Here is an 18429-nt window from a genome sequence, read left to right as displayed (position 1 = left end):
GCGCAAAGCAAAGAGCAAAAAAGTTGAATGAAGGTGTCCGGCCAGGCTGGGCGTTCAACTGTCGAAGGCGTTCTGCAGCCAGTTCAACTGGTCGGCGTTGCTGTCGATGGCGACCACGTCGAAGCGGCAGGGGTAATCGGCCCAGCGAGACTCGCGTTGCAGAAAGTACTGCGCGGCGAAAATCAGTTTCTGGCGCTTGCGCTCGTCGATGCTCTCGATCGCGCCGCCCCATTGGGTATTTTTTCTGTAGCGGGCTTCGACGAATACTACTGTATCGCCGTCAAGCATGACCAGATCCAGCTCGCCGCGTTTACACAACCAGTTCTGTGCCAGCAGGCGCAGACCTTGTTGTTGCAGATGCGCGAGGGCTTGGCCCTCGGCATCCTTTCCGCTTTGCAAGTGTGATCGGTCAAGCATCAGCGCTGGGTGTCCGGCAGGCGCTGCACCTGGCCATTGATGAACTGGGCCCACGGCAATTGACGTTGCACGCGTTGGGTTGGCGAGATCGCCAGGCTGCCTGACAGGCCTTCGATGCGGCTGTCCGGAAGTGCCTTGAGCTGGCCCAGGCGTGGAGCGAGGCGATAGGCGTCGGCACCCATCGCATACAGTCGGCCCAGGCTGCCACCGGCCTGTGGCCATTGTGCAGTGACCTGTTGACGCAGTGGGTCGTTAGCGTCGAGCAGCCATGGCGTTTCACAGAAACGCACGCCATTCATGTCGTTGTACTGGTTCTGGTCGCCGCTGACGCTGAACACCGAAGACGTCGCATAGACCGGCACGTCGCCGGCGTACTGGAAGTTCAGGGTCGGCTTGATCTGCTGGGCCTGCTGCGGAGTCGATGCCAGGAAAATGAACTCGATGTCCTGGCGACGCGAAGGCTGGGCCGCTACTGCGGTGCCCACCGTGCTTTGCAGGCTCTTGGCGCGACCTTCGCTCTGGCGCAACTGGAACATGTCGGCGATCTGCTGGGCCAGTTGCACAGGCTGGTCGACACGCTCGATCGCAACGATGGTGCCGCCATTGGCCTGCCAGTCCTGGCTGAAGGCTTTCAATACACGATCGCCCCATTCGCCTTTCGGTACCATGGCGGCGGCGCGATGCAGGCCGTCGGCGCGAGCACGACGGGATACTTCGCGGGCTTCATCTTCCGGGGCCAAGCCGAACTGGAAGAGTTGGGGTGGGCCCTGTTCGCCCTCGCTGTAGTTCAATGCCAGGGTGGTAATCGGCAATTGCGGGCGAAGGCTGATCTGCTTGACCAGTGGTTTTTCCAGCGGGCCGACCACCAGTTGTACCCCGTCGGCCTGGGCCTTGCGGTAGAACTCGTCCATGGAAGTCAGGCTGGCGCTGTCATAGACCTGAATGCTTGGCGGCTTCTGTCCAGCCTGTTGGGCCTGGTAGTGCGCAGCCATGAACCCTTCGCGCAGGGCTTTGGCAACCGAGGCCAGCGGGCCGTTCTGCGGCAGCAGCAAGGCGATCTTGCTCAGCGGCTGGCTTGCCAGCTCCTTGAGCTTGACCAGTGGCGTCGGCAGTTGAAGCGCGGCTGGGTGTTTCGGGTTTTGTTCGCGCCAGCTGTCGATGGCGGCCTGTTGTTGCTCCAGGGTGCCGGCGGTTTTCACCGCCTTGGCCAGGCTCAACCAGCCACCGAGGTCGTCGGTGGTGGTCGGTTGCAGTTGATCGGTAGGCAGCGAAGCGATCAGCGACCAGATCGCCTCGTGGTTTTTCGCCGCGGCTTCGCCTTCCAGCAACGGCGCGATAAAGATCCGCTCCTTGGCGGCCGCCAGGGTCTGGCCATCGGCTTCTAGGGCGCGAGCACGCACGGTGCCGGTGCGCACTTGCTGTTCCACCGGCATTTCGCCCAGGTGCTGCAGGCTTGGATGGCCCAGGGACGTCAGCGCTGCCTTGGGCTGGTTGCGGGTCATCGCCAGTTCGGCTGACAGCGTGCTGGCGAAAATCTGCTGGCCGGGCTTGAGTTGCTCCAGCGGCACTTGTTGCAGGATCTGTGCGGACTGGCCGGCATTGCCCTGGCGGTAGGCCAGGTCCGCGGCGCTCAGGCGCAGCAGGGCGGCTTTTTCCGGGTTTTTGCTTTGGGTGGCCTGTTCGAGCAATTGCTCGATACTGGCATCCGGGGTCCGTGGGAGTTCGCCAAGGCTGGACGAAGGCGAACTGGCGCAAGCCGCCAGGAGGGCAGCGAGGCAGAGGGCGGAGAGCAGCCGCAGGCAAGCGATCATGTAAGTGTTCCTGATACGAGATCAAATTAGCGTCGAATTGTACCCAAGCAGCGGCTGGGGCGCGATGTTAGTGGTGTGAATCGATCAATTTAGGTATTTCAAAGAGTGCGGCGCAGCATAAATCCGAGGGTGTCGATTCCCCGTGGCGAGGGAGCTTGCTCCCGCTGGGCCGCGCAGCGGCCCCAAAACCATTCAACACGGTACATCAGAATGTGGCTGTCAGATTTTTACGGCTGCTGCGCAGCCGAGCGGGAGCAAGCTCCCTCGCCACAAGTGCTAATGTGACCGGCCGAGAATGGCGGCACACGCTACAATGGCGGTTTTTACCCTCATGAGGTGTGCGTTTTGACTGCTCCAGGTGCTTCGAATTCCGCTGCTGGCTCGCTTTTCGTGGTGGCGACGCCTATTGGCAACCTGGACGATATCAGCGCCCGTGCGCTGAAGATCCTGAAGGACGTCGCCCTTATCGCCGCTGAAGATACCCGTCACTCCCAGCGCTTGCTGCAGCATTTCGGCATTTCCACGCCGCTGGCGGCGTGTCATGAACATAACGAGCGGGACGAGGGCAGTCGTTTTATCACCCGGCTGCTGGCGGGCGATAACGTGGCGCTGATTTCCGATGCCGGCACGCCGCTGATTTCCGATCCGGGTTATCACCTGGTGCGCCAGGCTCGTGCTGCTGGTATCAATGTAGTGCCAGTACCCGGGGCGTGTGCGTTGATCGCGGCGCTGTCGGCGGCCGGCTTGCCGTCGGATCGATTTATCTTCGAGGGCTTTCTGCCAGCCAAGGCGGTGGGACGACGAGCGCGCCTGGAAGCTATAAAGGAAGAGCCGCGCACATTGATCTTTTATGAAGCGCCGCACCGTATCCTTGAATGCCTCCAGGATATGGAGCTGGTGTTTGGTCCCGAGCGCCAGGCGTTGCTGGCGCGGGAACTGACGAAAACCTTCGAGACGCTCAAGGGGCTGCCCTTGGCGCAATTGCGAGGTTTCGTCGAAAGCGACAGCAACCAACAGCGCGGTGAATGCGTTGTACTGGTGGCCGGGTGGACGCCGCCGGAAAGCGAAGACGCCGTGAGTGGCGAAGCGATGCGCGTCCTGGATCTGTTGTTGGAGGAAATGCCATTGAAACGTGCGGCGGCCCTCGCCGCGCAGATCACTGGCGAACGCAAGAATGTGCTGTATCAGGTCGCGCTGCAAAAGCAGAAGGACCAATGAAACCGCCATGCCCGGCTGGCTGCGGGCTTTTAGCGCTTGTTCTTGAGGCGCTGTACCGTTAACCTTCGCGGCGGAGAGTCGATCGGACAGTCGCTGCCCTCTATGAAAATTAGGGGGGGGAGGAAAGTCCGGGCTCCATAGGGCGAAGTGCCAGGTAATGCCTGGGAGGCGTGAGCCTACGGAAAGTGCCACAGAAAATAACCGCCTAAGCGTTTCGGCGCCGGTAAGGGTGAAAAGGTGCGGTAAGAGCGCACCGCACGGCTGGCAACAGTTCGTGGCTAGGTAAACCCCACTTGGAGCAAGACCAAATAGGGTCCCAAGGCGTGGCCCGCGCTGGGACCGGGTAGGTTGCTAAAGATGTCCAGTGATGGCCATCGTAGACGAATGACTGTTCAAGACAGAACCCGGCTTACAGATCGACTCTCCACCTTTTTCCCTCCCTGCCGGAATCGCTGGCAGACGCAGTTCCTAATACCAAAAAAATCTTACTCTTAACAAATCACTTTAACTTGTGCGCGCAGTCCCCTGTACTGCCTCAGGTTGGAGCGAAATTTCCTACGTCAGATTCTTGTTGCCCCTCCTGAAACGCTCCTAAATCTCCGATCTATAAGGCTTTTCCTTCATTCCGCGCCTTGACGGTGCGGTGGGCGCATTCCTATAGTGTGCGCAAGTGGCGGAAAGTGGCATGAAGTGGGTTTTTTTGAAGGTAAAACGCCAAAAAGTGGAGAAACGCTGACGTGTTTCGCGGAGCTAACGCAATCAGTCTCGATGCAAAAGGCCGGCTCGCCATGCCCAGCCGGTATCGTGACGAGCTCGTTTCGCGAAGTTCGGGGCAGTTGATCGTCACGATCGACGCCGTTGACCCATGTTTGTGCGTCTACCCGCTGGATGAGTGGGAAATCATCGAAACCAAACTGCGCGCACTGCCTTCGCTACGTGAAGAAAACCGTCGTTTGCAGCGCTTGTTGATCGGTAATGCCGTTGATCTTGAGCTCGACGGCAGTGGTCGTTTCCTGGTCCCGCCGCGCCTGCGCGAATACGCCAAGCTGGACAAGCGCGCGATGCTGGTGGGCCAGCTGAACAAGTTCCAACTGTGGGACGAAGATGCCTGGAATGCGGTTTCTGCCGCCGACCTTGCTGCTATTCAACAACCGGGCGCCATGCCTGATGAACTGCGTGATTTGATCCTGTGACTATTGATAGCGGCTTTAACCACATCACCGTACTGCTTGACGAAGCCGTCGAGGCTCTCGCCGTACGTCCTGATGGGTGCTATCTGGATGGCACGTTCGGGCGTGGCGGGCACAGCCGATTGATCCTCAGCCAGTTGGGGCCTGATGGCCGGTTGCTGGGGTTCGACAAGGATCCTCAAGCGATTGCCACCGGGCAAGCGCTGGCGGCCGAAGACGGCCGCTTTGTCGTTGTGCAGCGCAGCTTTGCCGAGTTGGGTTCGGAAGTTGCCCAGCGTGGTTTGGCTGGCAAGATCAGCGGCGTGCTGCTGGACCTCGGCGTGTCCTCGCCGCAACTGGACGACCCGGAACGTGGCTTCAGTTTCCTCAATGACGGCCCGCTGGACATGCGCATGGATCCGTCCCGCGGCATCAGTGCCGCTGAGTTCGTCAACACCGCGCCCGTCGAAGAAATCGCCCGTGTCTTCAAGGAATATGGCGAGGAACGCTTTTCCGGCCGCATGGCGCGAGCCGTGGTCGAGCGCCGCGAGACCAAGCCATTCGAGCGCACCGGTGACCTGGCCGAAGTGCTGAAGGTTGCCAACCCTGCGTGGGAGAAGGGCAAGAATCCAGCGACTCGCGCCTTCCAGGGCCTGCGTATCCATGTCAATAATGAGTTGGGTGATCTTGAGGCTGGCCTCGAGGCCGCCCTTGAGGCGCTGGAGATCGGTGGCCGGTTGGTGGTGATCAGCTTCCACTCCCTGGAAGACCGCATCGTCAAGCTGTTCATGCGCAAACTCACCAAAGGCGAAGCCGACAACCTGCCGCGCAACCTGCCGGTGCGTTTCGAGGCTTTCGTACCGAAAATCAAGATCCATGGCAAAGCGCAGTTCGCCTCCGAGGCCGAACTCAAGGCCAACCCGCGTGCCCGTAGTGCTGTCATGCGTGTCGCGGAGAAGCTGCGGTGAGCAAGCTCTTCGCCAAGCCCCTGCCGGGCGGCAGCTTTTTCATGCTGCTGCTGTTCATCGGCGTGCTCGTCTCGGCCATCGCCGTGTCTTACAGCGCGCACTGGAACCGCCAGTTGCTCAACACCCTTTATAACGAACTGAGCGTGCGCGACAAGGCGCAGGCTGAGTGGGGCCGGCTGATCCTGGAGCAGAGCACCTGGACCGCCCATAGCCGTATCGAGGTATTGGCCACCGAACAATTGAAGATGCGCATCCCCGGCGCCGCCGAAGTGCAGATGGTGGCGCCATGATGAAGCTCGAAGGGGCACTGTTCCCGTGGCGGTTCCGTCTGGTCCTGGGCTTGCTCGGGATCATGGTCGCAGCGATCGCGTGGCGCATCATCGACCTGCAAGTCGTCGACCGCGACTTCCTCAAGGAGCAGGGCGATGCCCGCAGCGTGCGTCATATTCCGATCCCGGCCCACCGTGGCCTGATCACTGACCGCAACGGTGAACCCCTGGCCGTGAGCACCCCGGTGACCACCCTGTGGGCCAACGCCAAGGAAATGCAGCAGGCCAAGGAAAAGTGGCCGGCGTTGGCCGCCGCCCTCGGCCAGGATCCCAAGGCTTTGGCCGAGCGCCTTGAAGCCCAGGCTAATAAAGAATTCATCTACCTGGTGCGCGGGTTGACGCCCGAGCAAGGCCAGAGTGTGCTCGATTTGAAAGTACCTGGTGTCTATGGCATCGAAGAGTTCCGGCGTTTCTACCCGGCCGGAGAAGTCACCGCCCACATGGTCGGGTTTACCGACATCGATGACCGGGGCCGAGAAGGTGTCGAACTGGCCTATGACGAATGGCTGGCCGGGGTTGCCGGCAAGCGCCAGGTCATCAAGGATCGGCGCGGCAGGCTGATCAAGGATGTCCAAGTCACTAAAAACGCCAAGGCCGGTAAGCCCTTGGCGTTGTCCATTGACCTGCGCCTGCAATACCTGGCCAACCGCGAGCTGCGCAATGCCATCGTCGAGAACGGCGCCAAGGCCGGCAGCCTGGTGATCATGGACGTCAAGACCGGCGAGATCCTCGCCATGGTCAACCAGCCGACCTACAACCCGAACAACCGCCGTAACCTGCAACCGGCGATGATGCGCAACCGCGCAATGATCGACGTCTTCGAGCCGGGTTCGACCATGAAGGCCGTGTCCATGGCCGCCGCCCTGGAAACCGGGCGCTGGAAACCGGGTGACACCGTCGAGGTGTATCCGGGGACGTTGCAGATCGGCAAATACACCATTCGCGACGTGTCCAAGACTGAAGGCCCTGTGCTCGACCTGACCGGCATCCTGATCAATTCCAGTAACGTGGGCATGAGCAAGATCGCCTTCGATATCGGTGGCGAGGCGATCTATCGCCTGGCCCAGAAAATCGGCCTCGGCCAGGACACCGGCCTGGGCTTCCCGGGCGAGCGCGTCGGCAACCTGCCCAACTACCGTGAATGGCGCAAGGCCGAAACCGCCACGTTGTCCTATGGCTATGGTGTTTCGGTGACGGCGATCCAGCTTGTCCACGCCTTCTCGGCGCTGGCCAACAATGGGCGGATCGCACCGCTGACCCTGGTCAAGACCGACAAGGCGCCGCAAACCACCCAAGTGATTCCGGAAGACGTCGCCAAGACGATGCAAGGCATGCTGCAACAGGTGATCGAGGCGCCGCGTGGTGTCTATCGTGCCCAAGTGCCCGCCTACCATGTTGCCGGCAAGTCGGGTACGGCGCGCAAGACGTCCGTGGGTACCAAGGGCTATGCCGAGAATTCCTACCGTTCGCTGTTCGCCGGCTTCGGTCCGATGAGCGACCCGCGCTACGCCATCGTGGTGGTTATCGACGAACCGAGCAAGGCAGGCTACTTCGGTGGCCTGGTCTCTGCGCCGGTGTTCAGCAAAGTGATGTCCGGCACCCTGCGCCTGATGAACATTACCCCGGATAATCTGCCGCCGACCCAGCAGGCGAGTACCGCCCCGGTCGTTCCCTTGAAAGCCGACGGAGGGCGTGGCTGATGTCCCTGAGCCTGAACAAGATTTTTGCCCATGCCGGTCATGACCTGCTGATTCGTGAGCTGGCGCTGGACAGTCGCGACGTGCGCGCCGGGGACCTGTTCCTGGCGGTGCCGGGCGCCCGTGTTGATGGCCGCGACCATATCGCTGATGCCTTGAAACGCGGTGCGGCTGCCGTGGCCTATGAAGTGAACGGCGCGACCGTGCTGCCGATCACCGATGTCCCGCTGATTCCGGTCAAGGGCCTGGTGGCGCAGTTGTCGGATATCGCCGGGCGTTTTTATGGCGAGCCGAGCCGTCACCTGAACCTGATCGGCGTGACCGGTACCAACGGCAAGACCAGCGTGACGCAACTGGTGGCACAGGCGCTCGACTTGCTCGGGCAGCATTGTGGCATCGTGGGGACGCTGGGCAATGGTTTCCACGGGGCGCTGAAAAGCGGGCTGCACACCACGCCAAACCCGATCGCCGTGCAGGCGACCCTGGCCGACCTGAAGAAGGCTGGCGCCAAGGCCGTCGCGATGGAGGTTTCCTCCCATGGCCTCGATCAAGGTCGCGTCACCGCGTTGGCCTTCGACGTTGCCGTGCTCACCAACCTGTCCCGCGATCACCTGGACTACCACGGCACGATGCAGGCCTACGGCGAGGCCAAGGCCAAGCTGTTTGCCTGGAACAACCTGAAATGCCGGGTTATCAATGTCGATGACGAATTCGGCCGCCAGCTGGCCGCCGAGAGTCGCGAGTCGCGGTTGATCACCTACAGCCTCGAAGATGCAGGCGCCTACCTTTATGTACGCCAGGCACAGTTCGACGACGAAGGCGTTCGTGCCACGTTGGTCACGCCCCAGGGCGAACACCATCTGCGCAGCACGTTGCTGGGCCGCTTCAACCTGAGCAATGTATTGGCCGCCATCGGGGCCTTGCTCGGGCTGGACTACGCGCTGGATGAAATTCTCAAGGTATTGCCAAAACTCGAGGGCCCGGCCGGGCGCATGCAGCGCTTGGGCGGAGGCACCCAGCCACTGGTGGTGGTCGATTACGCCCATACGCCAGACGCGCTGGAGAAAGTCCTCACGGCGCTGCGTCCTCACGCCAAGGGTCGGCTGCTGTGCCTGTTCGGCTGTGGCGGCGACCGTGACCGTGGCAAACGTCCGCTGATGGCGCAAGTCGTGGAGCGGCTGGCCGATGGAGTACTCGTCACTGACGATAACCCGCGCAGCGAAGACCCCTCGCGGATCTTCGACGATATTCGCGCCGGTTTCTCGGGGCAGGATAACGTCGCTTTCGTGGCCGGACGCGGCCAGGCCATTGCGCAATTGATTGCCAGTGCTTCGGCGGATGACGTCATCGTCCTGGCCGGCAAGGGCCACGAGGACTATCAGGAAATCAACGGCGAACGCCATGCGTTCTCCGACCTGGTGGAAGCCGATCACGCCCTGACCGCATGGGAGGTGGCCCATGCTTAAGGCCCTGAAACTCAGCGAGCTGACCAACGTCCTGAATGCGCGCCTGATCGCGGCGGACGCCACGTTCAACGGCGTCAGCATCGACAGCCGGGCGATTGCGCCGGGCCAATTGTTTGTCGCCCTGGCCGGGCCGCGTTTCGACGGCCACGATTATCTGAACGAAGTGGCTGGCAAAGGCGCGGTCGCGGCGTTGGTCGAGCGCGAAGTCACCAACAGCACACTGCCGCAACTGCTGGTCAGCGACACCCGCCAGGCCCTGGGCCAGCTCGGCGCGTTGAATCGCGCGGCGTTCACCAACCCGGTCGCAGCCATCACCGGCTCCAGCGGCAAGACCACGGTCAAGGAAATGCTCGCCAGCATCCTGCGCATGCGCGGCCCGGTATTGGCGACCCGTGGCAACCTGAACAACGACCTCGGTGTACCGCTGACGCTGCTTGAGCTGGCGCCGGAGCACAGCGCCGCCGTCATTGAACTCGGTGCTTCGCGGCTCGGCGAGATTGCCTACACCGTCGGCATGACCAAGCCCCACGTGGCGGTGCTCAACAACGCCGGGACCGCCCACGTGGGTGAGTTCGGCGGCCCGGAAAAGATCGTCGAGGCCAAGGGCGAGATCATCGAGGGGTTGGCTGCCGATGGCGTCGCCGTGCTGAATCTCGACGACAAGGCCTTCGAAATCTGGAAAACCCGGGCGGGCGAGCGCAAGGTGCTGACCTTTGCCTTGAGCAACCTTGCCGCGAACTTCTACGCCAGCGACCTGGACCGCGATGCTCGCGGATGCCCGGCCTTCAACCTCCACAGCCCCGACGGGGCCGAGCGCGTGCAGTTGAACCTGCTCGGCACCCATAACGTTGCCAACGCCCTGGCCGCCGCCGCCGCCGCCCATGCCCTGGGTGTTTCGTTGCCAGGCATCGCCGCGGGATTGAACGCGGTGCAACCGGTCAAGGGACGCACCGTCGCCCAACTGGCGAGCAACGGCATGCGCGTCATCGATGACACCTACAACGCTAACCCGACGTCGATGTGCGCGGCCGTGGACATCCTTGCCGGTTTCTCCGGCCGCACCGTGCTGGTGCTCGGCGATATCGGCGAATTGGGTGAGTGGGCGCAGCAAGGCCACCATGATGTCGGCGCGTATGCCCGCGGCAAGGTCGATGCGTTGTACGCCGTTGGCCCGATGATGGCCCATGCGGTATCGGCGTTTGGCGAGCATGCACAGCATTTCACCACCCAGGCCGAGTTGATCCAGGCCCTGGGTGCCGAGCAAGACCCGAACACCACCTTATTGATCAAGGGCTCACGCAGTGCGGCGATGGAAAACATCGTTGCGGCTTTGTGCGGCACCCGTATGGAGAAACATTAATGCTGCTGCTGCTAGCGGAGTACCTGCAACAGTTCCACAAAGGCTTCGCGGTCTTCCAGTACCTGACCCTGCGCGGGATCCTGGGTGTGCTGACCGCGCTGTCGTTGTCGCTGTTCCTGGGCCCGTGGATGATCCGCACCTTGCAGAACCTGCAGATCGGCCAGTCGGTCCGCAACGACGGTCCGCAATCGCACCTGTCCAAGTCCGGTACCCCGACCATGGGCGGCGCGTTGATTCTCTCGTCCATCGGCATCAGCACCTTGCTCTGGGCCGACCTGGCGAACCGCTATGTCTGGGTCGTGTTGCTGGTGACCCTGTTCTTCGGCGCCATCGGCTGGGTAGACGACTACCGCAAGGTCATCGAGAAGAATTCCCGTGGGCTGCCAAGTCGCTGGAAATATTTCTGGCAGTCGGTGTTCGGCCTCGGCGCGGCGATCTTCCTTTATATGACTGCCGCTTCGCCGGTGGAAACCACCCTGATCCTGCCAATGCTCAAGGACTACAGCATCCCGCTGGGCGCTGGCTTCATCGTGCTGACCTACCTGGTCATCGTTGGATCGAGCAACGCGGTCAACCTCACCGATGGCCTCGACGGCCTGGCGATCATGCCGACGGTCATGGTTGGCGGCGCGCTGGGGATCTTCTGCTACCTGTCGGGCAACGTGAAATTCGCCGAATACCTGCTGATCCCTTATGTACCGGGCGCGGGCGAGCTGATTGTGTTCTGCGGCGCGCTGATCGGTGCCGGCCTCGGTTTCCTTTGGTTCAACACCTACCCGGCGCAAGTCTTCATGGGTGACGTCGGCGCGTTGGCGCTGGGCGCGGCCCTGGGCACCATTGCCGTCATCGTTCGCCAGGAAATCGTCCTGTTCATCATGGGCGGTGTGTTCGTGATGGAGACCCTGTCAGTCGTCATTCAGGTTGCTTCCTTTAAATTGACCGGCCGCCGGGTATTCCGCATGGCGCCGATCCACCACCACTTTGAACTCAAGGGCTGGCCCGAGCCGCGCGTGATCGTCCGTTTCTGGATCATCACCGTGATTCTGGTGCTGATCGGCCTTGCCACCCTGAAGCTGAGGTAGAACGAGTGTCCCTGATCGCTTCTGACCACTTCCGCATCGTTGTCGGCCTCGGCAAGAGCGGCATGTCCCTGGTTCGCTTCCTGGCGAACCGGGGCGTGTCGTTTGCCGTGGCCGATACGCGGGAAAATCCGCCTGAGCTGGCCACGCTGCGCCGTGACTATCCGCAGGTGGACGTGCGTTGTGGCGAGCTGGACGTCGAGTTCCTGTGCCGCGCCGATGAGCTCTACGTGAGCCCCGGCCTGGCCCTGGCGACTCCGGCGCTGCAGGCTGCGGCTGCCCGAGGCGTGAAACTGTCCGGCGACATCGAGCTGTTCGCCCGCAACGCGAAGGCGCCGATTGTCGCCATCACCGGCTCCAACGCGAAAAGCACCGTGACCACTCTGGTCGGTGAAATGGCCGCGGCGGCCGGCAAGCGCGTCGCCGTGGGCGGCAACCTGGGGACCCCGGCCCTGGACCTGGTCGGCGATGACATCGAGCTGTATGTCATGGAACTGTCGAGCTTCCAGCTTGAGACCACCGACCATCTCGGCGCCGAAGTGGCGACGGTGCTCAACATCAGCGAAGACCACATGGACCGCTACAGCGGCCTGCCGGCGTATCACCTGGCCAAGCACCGGGTTTTCCGTGGCGCCCGCCAGGTCGTGTTCAACCGCCAGGACGCGTTGACCCGTCCGCTGATGGGTGAAGGGCTGCCTTGCTGGACCTTCGGCTTGGGGGTTCCGGATTTCAAAGGCTTCGGCTTGCGTGAAGAGAACGGCGAAAAATACCTCGCTTTCCAATTCCAGAACCTGATGCCAGTGCGTGAGTTGAAAATCCGCGGCGCCCACAACCAGGCCAATGCCCTTGCGGCGTTGGCCCTGGGCCACGCGGTCGGTCTGCCGTTCGACGCCATGCTCTCGGCCTTGCGCCAGTTCGCAGGGCTGGAACACCGCTGCCAATGGGTGCGCGATCTGGATGGCGTGGCCTGGTACAACGATTCCAAGGCCACCAATGTCGGTGCCGCGCTGGCGGCCATCGAAGGCCTGGGCGCGGACATCGACGGCAAGCTCGTGCTGATCGCCGGCGGTGACGGCAAGGGCGCCGACTTCAAGGACCTGCGCGGCCCCGTGGCCGCCAATTGCCGTGCCGTGGTGCTGATGGGCCGCGACCGCGAACTGATCGCCCAGGCGTTGGGCGATGCGGTGCCGCTGGTTCGTGTCGCTTCGCTGGATGAGGCGGTGCAGCAATGCCGCGCCCTCGCGCAATCGGGCGATGCCGTCCTGTTGTCGCCGGCCTGCGCCAGTTTCGACATGTTCAAGAACTACGAAGAGCGCGGGCGCCTGTTCGCCCAGGCCGTGGAGGACTTGGCATGAGCTTGCTGAACATCATCAAGCCGTACCCGTCGCCGCTGATCACCGGCCGTGGCATCGACCTCGATTTCCCGATGCTCGCCGGTTGCCTGGCATTGCTCGGCCTGGGCCTGGTGATGATCACCTCTGCGTCGTCGGAAGTGGCTGCCGTTCAGTCGGGCAACACGCTTTACCACATGATCCGCCATCTGATTTACCTGGTGATCGGCCTGGGTGCCTGTATCGTGACCATGATGGTGCCGATCGCCACTTGGCAACGCCTGGGCTGGATGATGCTGTTGGGGGCCTTCGGCCTGCTGGTCATGGTGTTGGTGCCGGGCATCGGCCGCGAGGTCAACGGCTCGATGCGCTGGATCGGCTTCAGTTTTTTCAACGTCCAGCCTTCGGAAATCGCCAAGGTCTTCGTGGTGATTTTCCTTGCCGGTTACCTGGTGCGTCGCCAGAAGGAAGTGCGCGAAAGCTGGATGGGCTTCTTCAAGCCATTCATCGTGTTGCTGCCCATGGCGGGCCTGTTGCTGATGGAGCCGGACTTCGGCGCCACGGTAGTGATGATGGGCGCGGCTGCGGCGATGCTGTTTCTCGGTGGGGTCGGGCTGTTCCGCTTCATCCTGATGGTGGCGCTGGCCGTGGCGGCGGTGACCGTGCTGGTGCAGGCACAACCGTATCGAATGGCGCGCCTGATCACGTTTACCGATCCGTGGGCCGACCAGTTCGGTTCCGGCTATCAATTGACCCAGGCCTTGATCGCCTTCGGCCGTGGCGAGTGGCTTGGCGTGGGCTTGGGCAACAGTGTGCAGAAGCAGTTCTATCTGCCGGAAGCGCATACCGACTTCGTGTTTTCGGTACTGGCCGAAGAACTCGGCGTCGTGGGCTCCTTGTGCACCGTTGCACTGTTCGTGTTTGTCTGCGTGCGCGGCATGTACATCGGCTTGTGGGCCGAGAAGGCCAAGCAGTTCTTCGCCGCGTATGTGGCGTATGGCCTGTCGTTCCTGTGGATCGGCCAGTTCCTGATCAACATCGGCGTGAACGTCGGCCTGTTGCCGACCAAGGGCCTGACGCTGCCGTTCCTCAGTTATGGCGGCAGCTCCCTGGTGATCTGCTGTGCCTGTCTTGGCCTGTTGCTGCGCATCGAATGGGAGAGCCGAACCCACTTGGGCAGCGAAGAGATGGAATTCCAGGAGAGCGACTTCGCCGAGGAGCCGACTCATGGGCGCTAACGTGCTGATCATGGCGGGCGGTACCGGCGGGCATGTGTTCCCGGCGCTGGCCTGTGCCCGGGAGTTCCAGGCGCGCGGCTACACCGTGCATTGGCTGGGTACGCCACGGGGCATCGAGAATGAGTTGGTGCCCGCCGCCGGCCTGGAGCTGCACCGGATCAATGCCAGCGGCCTGCGGGGCAAAGGCAAGCTGTCGCTGCTCAAGGCGCCGCTGATGCTGCTCAAGTCGGTCTGGCAGGCGCGGGCGATCATTCGTCGGCTGCGGCCGGTGTGCGTGGTCGGTTTTGGTGGCTATGTGACCGGCCCCGGCGGTGTTGCGGCAAAACTGGCCGGTGTGCCGGTGATCGTCCACGAGCAGAACGCCGTGGCCGGTACCGCCAATCGATTATTGGTGCCGTTGGCCGCCCGGGTGTGTGAAGCCTTCCCGGACACCTTTACCCTGTCGGGCAGCCGTCGCACCACGGGTAATCCCGTGCGTACGGAGCTGTTCCTCGCTGCACCGCGCCCGGCCCTGGCCGGACGCAAGGCGCGTTTGCTGGTCCTGGGCGGAAGCCTGGGGGCCGAACCGTTGAACAAGCTGCTGCCCGAAGCCCTGTCGCAGGTTGCCCCCGAACTGCGGCCGGAAGTGTTTCACCAGGCCGGCAAAAACCACGATGAAGTGACTGCCGAACGCTATCGCGCCGCTGGCGTCGAGGCGCAAGTGCAGCCCTTCATCAAAGACATGGCCCAGGCCTATGGCTGGGCCGACCTGGTGGTCTGTCGCGCAGGCGCGCTGACCATCAGTGAACTGGCTGCCGCCGGTCTGCCCTCGATGCTGGTGCCTTTGCCCCATGCCATCGACGATCACCAGACTCGCAACGCCGATTATTTGGCCCGTGAAGGCGCTGCCTTCCTGATGCCGCAAAGAACGACTGGCGCCGCGGATCTTGCCGCGCGCCTGACAGAGGTCTTGATGCAGCCGCAAACACTCGAAGACATGGCTCGCGCCGCGCGCCGCCTGGCCAAACCCGATGCCACGGCCCAAGTGGTCGACACCTGCCTGGAGGTGGCCCATGGTTGAGAATCGCAAAGCCATGCCACAACCGGAAATGCGCCGCATCCGTCGCATCCACTTCGTCGGTATCGGCGGCGTGGGCATGTGCGGGATCGCCGAGGTGTTGCTGAACCTGGGTTACCAGGTCTCGGGTTCCGACCTGAAGGCTTCCCCGGTCACCGAACGCCTGGAATCGTTCGGTGCGCAGATCTTTATCGGCCACCGTGCCGAGAACGCCGCCAATGCCGACGTGCTGGTGGTGTCCAGCGCCGTGAACACCTCCAACCCGGAGGTTGCCACCGCCCTGGAACGTCGTATTCCCGTGGTGCCACGGGCCGAGATGCTGGCCGAGCTGATGCGTTATCGCCACGGCATCGCCGTCGCCGGCACCCACGGCAAGACCACCACCACCAGCCTGATCGCCTCGGTGTTCGCCGCCGGTGGCCTGGACCCGACCTTTGTGATCGGTGGTCGCCTGAATGCCGCGGGCACCAATGCCCAGCTGGGCACCAGCCGCTACCTGATCGCCGAAGCCGACGAGAGCGATGCGAGTTTCCTGCACCTGCAACCGCTGGTGGCCGTGGTGACCAACATCGACGCCGACCACATGGCGACCTACGACGGCGACTTCAACAAGCTGAAGAAAACCTTCGTCGAGTTCCTCCACAACCTGCCGTTCTATGGTTTGGCCGTGGTGTGCCTGGACGACCCGGTGGTTCGTGAAATCCTGCCACTGATCAAGCGCCCAACCGTGACCTACGGCTTTGGGGAAGAAGCCGATGTGCGCGCCATCAATGTGCGCCAGAAGGGCATGCAGACCTTCTTCACCGTGTTGCGTCCTGACCGCGAGCCGTTGGACGTCTCGGTGAACATGCCCGGCAACCACAACGTGCTCAATGCCTTGGCCACCATCTGCATAGCCACCGACGAAGGCGTCAGCGACGAAGCCATCGTCCAGGGCTTGTCGGGCTTCCAGGGCGTGGGCCGACGTTTTCAGGTCTACGGCGAGCTGCCGGTGGACGGCGGTAACGTGATGCTGGTGGACGATTACGGCCACCACCCGACCGAAGTCGCGGCGGTGATCAAGGCCGTGCGCGGTGGCTGGCCGGAGCGGCGTCTGGTGATGGTCTATCAACCGCACCGGTACAGCCGCACCCGCGACCTGTACGACGATTTTGTCCAGGTCCTGGCCGATGCCAACGTGCTGCTGTTGATGGAAGTCTATCCGGCGGGCGAAGAGCCGATCCCCGGCGCCGACAGCCGCCAACTGTGCCACAGCATCCGCCAGCGTGGCCAGTTGGACCCGATCTACATCGACCGTGGCGTGGACCTCGCGCCGCTGGTCAAGCCATTGCTGCGCGCTGGGGACATCCTGCTGTGCCAGGGCGCGGGTGACATCGGTGGCCTGGCCCCGAAATTGTTGAATAGTCCGTTATTCGCCGGAGCCATCGTGGCCTCCAGCGAGGGGAAACTGAAATGACTGCTGCATACGCCAACCTGGCCTCGACCCTTGACCCGAAAGCCTTCGGCCGCGTCGCCGTGCTGTTCGGCGGCAAGAGTGCCGAGCGCGAGGTGTCCCTCAAGTCCGGTAACGCCGTGTTGCAAGCCTTGCAGAGCGCTGGCGTCGACGCCTTCGGCATCGACGTGGGCGACGATTTCCTGCAGCGCCTGCTGAGCGAAAAAATCGACCGTGCGTTCATCATTCTCCACGGTCGCGGCGGCGAAGACGGCAGCATGCAAGGGCTGCTCGAATGCCTGGGCATTCCCTACACCGGCAGCGGCATCCTCGCGTCGGCCCTGGCGATGGACAAGCTGCGCACCAAGCAGGTCTGGCACAGCCTCGGCATTCCGACGCCGCGTCACGCCGTGCTCGCCAGCGAGGCCGATTGTATTTCGGCGGCCACGGAACTGGGCTTTCCTTTGATCGTCAAACCGGCCCATGAAGGTTCCAGTATTGGCATGGCGAAAGTGAATTCGCTGCCTGAGTTGACCGCAGCCTGGAAGGACGCCAGTTCCTACGATTCGCAAGTGTTGGTCGAGCAATGGATCACCGGTCCGGAGTTCACCATCGCCACCCTGCGTGATCAGGTGTTGCCCCCGATTGCCCTGGGCACGCCCCACACGTTCTACGACTACGACGCCAAATACATCGCCAATGACACCCAGTACCGCATTCCCTGCGGGCTGGATGCCGCCAAGGAAAAAGAACTGATGGACCTCACGGCCAAGGCCTGTGAGGCGCTGGGCATCGCCGGTTGGGGCCGGGCGGACGTGATGCAGGACGCCGATGGGCAGTTCTGGTTCCTGGAAGTCAACACCGCCCCCGGCATGACCGATCACAGCCTGGTGCCGATGGCGGCGCGTGCCGCCGGCCTGGATTTCCAGCAACTGGTGCTGGCGATCCTGGCTGCCAGTGTCGGCCATCAAGAGCCAAGAGGTTAAGCCATGCAAGGCGCATCGCTTCGTCATCAGCCATCCGCACCCGGTCGCAAGCCGGTGCCGCGGGGTGCCAGCCGAATGGTGGCCAAAGAGCCGATGTCGGCGCGCTTGCCGAAAGCCAATTTTGGTTTTCTCAAGAGCCTGTTCTGGCCGGTGCTGCTGGTGGCGTTGGGGTTCGGCACGTATGAAGGCGCGCAACGGTTGCTGCCTTATGCCGACCGGCCGATTGCCCGGATCAATGTCCAGGGCGACCTGAGCTACATCAGCCAGCAGGCGGTGCAGCAGCGGATTGCCCCGTTCGTCGCGTCGAGCTTCTTCACCATCGACCTGGCGGGCATGCGCACGGAACTGGAGCAGATGCCCTGGATCGCCCACGCCGAAGTCCGGCGAGTATGGCCGGACCAGGTGTCGATCCGCCTGGAAGAGCAATTGCCCGTGGCCCGTTGGGGCGACGAGTCGCTGTTGAACAACCAGGGCCAGGCGTTTACGCCACGGGAACTGGCCAATTATGAACATTTGCCCCAACTGTTCGGTCCACAGCGGGCCCAGCAACAAGTGATGCAGCAATACCAGGTGTTGAGCCAGATGTTGCGGCCATTGGGCTTCTCCATCGCGCGCCTGGAATTGCGTGAACGCGGCAGCTGGTTCCTGACCACTGGCGCGGGCAGCTCGGGACCGGGCATCGAGCTGCTGCTCGGGCGCGGCAACCTGGTGGAAAAGATGCGCCGCTTCATCGCCATCTATGACAAGACGCTCAAAGAACAGATTACGAACATTGCGCGCATCGATCTGCGCTACGCCAACGGCCTCGCTGTTGGCTGGCGGGAACCTGTAGCGCCGACGACGGCCGAACCCGCCGTCGCGAAGAATTAAG

Annotated in this window: 16 protein-coding genes and 1 other RNA gene; 15 read left to right on the top strand and 2 right to left on the bottom strand. The window is 62.6% G+C overall.

Annotated features, from left to right (window positions below; genetic code table 11):
* Positions 1-54: 54 nt before the first annotated feature.
* Both J3P92_RS20590 and J3P92_RS20585 read right to left on the bottom strand, forming a co-directional pair.
* Positions 55-417: a YraN family protein gene (locus J3P92_RS20590; protein WP_434648881.1), complete on the bottom strand. Its 363-nt coding sequence runs from the start codon at positions 415-417 to the stop codon at positions 55-57.
* Positions 417-2228 (bottom strand): penicillin-binding protein activator, encoded by a 1812-nt coding sequence (locus tag J3P92_RS20585; RefSeq protein ID WP_434560529.1) that lies wholly within the window; start codon positions 2226-2228, stop codon positions 417-419. The genes J3P92_RS20590 and J3P92_RS20585 overlap by 1 nt, the downstream gene beginning before the upstream one ends.
* Positions 2229-2573: 345 nt before the next feature.
* Here J3P92_RS20585 and rsmI point away from each other — a divergent pair, with 345 nt between their 5' ends.
* The 15 genes from rsmI (at position 2574) to J3P92_RS20510 (ending at position 18428) form a co-directional block, all read left to right on the top strand.
* Entirely contained in the window at positions 2574-3446 is an 873-nt protein-coding gene (gene rsmI, locus J3P92_RS20580; RefSeq protein WP_420765429.1) for a 16S rRNA (cytidine(1402)-2'-O)-methyltransferase, read from the top strand.
* Between the two features lie 74 nt (positions 3447-3520).
* An RNA gene (gene rnpB, locus J3P92_RS20575) (RNase P RNA component class A) lies at positions 3521-3874 on the top strand.
* Positions 3875-4183: 309 nt separating this feature from the next.
* Positions 4184-4639, top strand: coding sequence for a division/cell wall cluster transcriptional repressor MraZ (gene mraZ, locus J3P92_RS20570; RefSeq protein ID WP_003205355.1), 456 nt, complete (start codon positions 4184-4186; stop codon positions 4637-4639).
* Entirely contained in the window at positions 4636-5583 is a 948-nt protein-coding gene (rsmH, locus tag J3P92_RS20565) for a 16S rRNA (cytosine(1402)-N(4))-methyltransferase RsmH (RefSeq protein ID WP_420765428.1), read from the top strand. The genes mraZ and rsmH overlap by 4 nt, the downstream gene beginning before the upstream one ends.
* On the top strand, positions 5580-5873 hold the full coding sequence (gene ftsL, locus J3P92_RS20560; protein WP_003178214.1) for a cell division protein FtsL: 294 nt from the start codon (positions 5580-5582) through the stop codon (positions 5871-5873). The genes rsmH and ftsL overlap by 4 nt, the downstream gene beginning before the upstream one ends.
* Entirely contained in the window at positions 5873-7612 is a 1740-nt protein-coding gene (locus J3P92_RS20555) for a peptidoglycan D,D-transpeptidase FtsI family protein (RefSeq protein WP_420765650.1), read from the top strand. The genes ftsL and J3P92_RS20555 overlap by 1 nt, the downstream gene beginning before the upstream one ends.
* The gene (locus J3P92_RS20550; protein WP_434648879.1) at positions 7612-9075 is read left to right on the top strand and encodes a UDP-N-acetylmuramoyl-L-alanyl-D-glutamate--2,6-diaminopimelate ligase; all 1464 of its coding nucleotides are present in this window, start codon (positions 7612-7614) and stop codon (positions 9073-9075) included. The genes J3P92_RS20555 and J3P92_RS20550 overlap by 1 nt, the downstream gene beginning before the upstream one ends.
* Positions 9068-10435 (top strand): UDP-N-acetylmuramoyl-tripeptide--D-alanyl-D-alanine ligase, encoded by a 1368-nt coding sequence (locus tag J3P92_RS20545; RefSeq protein WP_434648877.1) that lies wholly within the window; start codon positions 9068-9070, stop codon positions 10433-10435. The genes J3P92_RS20550 and J3P92_RS20545 overlap by 8 nt, the downstream gene beginning before the upstream one ends.
* Complete coding sequence (mraY, locus tag J3P92_RS20540) at positions 10435-11517, top strand: phospho-N-acetylmuramoyl-pentapeptide-transferase (RefSeq protein ID WP_053124966.1); 1083 nt, start codon at positions 10435-10437, stop codon at positions 11515-11517. The genes J3P92_RS20545 and mraY overlap by 1 nt, the downstream gene beginning before the upstream one ends.
* A 5-nt stretch (positions 11518-11522) precedes the next feature.
* A complete protein-coding gene (murD, locus tag J3P92_RS20535; protein ID WP_434648876.1) occupies positions 11523-12869 on the top strand; it encodes a UDP-N-acetylmuramoyl-L-alanine--D-glutamate ligase in 1347 nt (448 codons plus the stop codon).
* A complete protein-coding gene (gene ftsW / locus J3P92_RS20530; RefSeq protein ID WP_420765424.1) occupies positions 12866-14083 on the top strand; it encodes a putative lipid II flippase FtsW in 1218 nt (405 codons plus the stop codon). Before murD ends, ftsW begins: the two co-directional genes overlap by 4 nt.
* Positions 14073-15143, top strand: coding sequence for an undecaprenyldiphospho-muramoylpentapeptide beta-N-acetylglucosaminyltransferase (gene murG / locus J3P92_RS20525; protein WP_420765423.1), 1071 nt, complete (start codon positions 14073-14075; stop codon positions 15141-15143). The genes ftsW and murG overlap by 11 nt, the downstream gene beginning before the upstream one ends.
* Positions 15136-16596, top strand: a complete 1461-nt coding sequence (gene murC, locus J3P92_RS20520; protein WP_420765422.1) for a UDP-N-acetylmuramate--L-alanine ligase — start codon at positions 15136-15138, stop codon at positions 16594-16596. Before murG ends, murC begins: the two co-directional genes overlap by 8 nt.
* The gene (locus J3P92_RS20515; protein ID WP_420765421.1) at positions 16593-17558 is read left to right on the top strand and encodes a D-alanine--D-alanine ligase; all 966 of its coding nucleotides are present in this window, start codon (positions 16593-16595) and stop codon (positions 17556-17558) included. The genes murC and J3P92_RS20515 overlap by 4 nt, the downstream gene beginning before the upstream one ends.
* A gap of 3 nt (positions 17559-17561) precedes the next feature.
* Positions 17562-18428, top strand: a complete 867-nt coding sequence (locus tag J3P92_RS20510) for a cell division protein FtsQ/DivIB (protein WP_042729561.1) — start codon at positions 17562-17564, stop codon at positions 18426-18428.
* Position 18429 lies beyond the last annotated feature (1 nt).

Origin of the sequence: Pseudomonas sp. D3-27, from assembly GCF_051132165.1 — a bacterium.
Classification (GTDB): Bacteria; Pseudomonadota; Gammaproteobacteria; order Pseudomonadales; family Pseudomonadaceae; genus Aquipseudomonas.
Note: the sequence above shows the minus strand (reverse complement) of the source record. Positions and strands in the feature narration are given on the sequence as shown.

Excerpts from the sequence above, each read along its gene's own strand:
- J3P92_RS20590 (WP_434648881.1), bottom strand. The coding sequence starts at position 417 with ATGCTTGACCGATCACACTTGCAAAGCGGAAAGGATGCCGAGGGCCAA.
- J3P92_RS20585 (WP_434560529.1), bottom strand. The coding sequence starts at position 2,228 with ATGATCGCTTGCCTGCGGCTGCTCTCCGCCCTCTGCCTCGCTGCCCTC.
- J3P92_RS20555 (WP_420765650.1), top strand. The coding sequence starts at position 5,873 with ATGAAGCTCGAAGGGGCACTGTTCCCGTGGCGGTTCCGTCTGGTCCTG.
- J3P92_RS20550 (WP_434648879.1), top strand. The coding sequence starts at position 7,612 with ATGTCCCTGAGCCTGAACAAGATTTTTGCCCATGCCGGTCATGACCTG.
- J3P92_RS20545 (WP_434648877.1), top strand. The coding sequence starts at position 9,068 with ATGCTTAAGGCCCTGAAACTCAGCGAGCTGACCAACGTCCTGAATGCG.
- mraY (WP_053124966.1), top strand. The coding sequence starts at position 10,435 with ATGCTGCTGCTGCTAGCGGAGTACCTGCAACAGTTCCACAAAGGCTTC.
- ftsW (WP_420765424.1), top strand. The coding sequence starts at position 12,866 with ATGAGCTTGCTGAACATCATCAAGCCGTACCCGTCGCCGCTGATCACC.
- murG (WP_420765423.1), top strand. The coding sequence starts at position 14,073 with ATGGGCGCTAACGTGCTGATCATGGCGGGCGGTACCGGCGGGCATGTG.
- murC (WP_420765422.1), top strand. The coding sequence starts at position 15,136 with ATGGTTGAGAATCGCAAAGCCATGCCACAACCGGAAATGCGCCGCATC.
- J3P92_RS20515 (WP_420765421.1), top strand. The coding sequence starts at position 16,593 with ATGACTGCTGCATACGCCAACCTGGCCTCGACCCTTGACCCGAAAGCC.
- J3P92_RS20510 (WP_042729561.1), top strand. The coding sequence starts at position 17,562 with ATGCAAGGCGCATCGCTTCGTCATCAGCCATCCGCACCCGGTCGCAAG.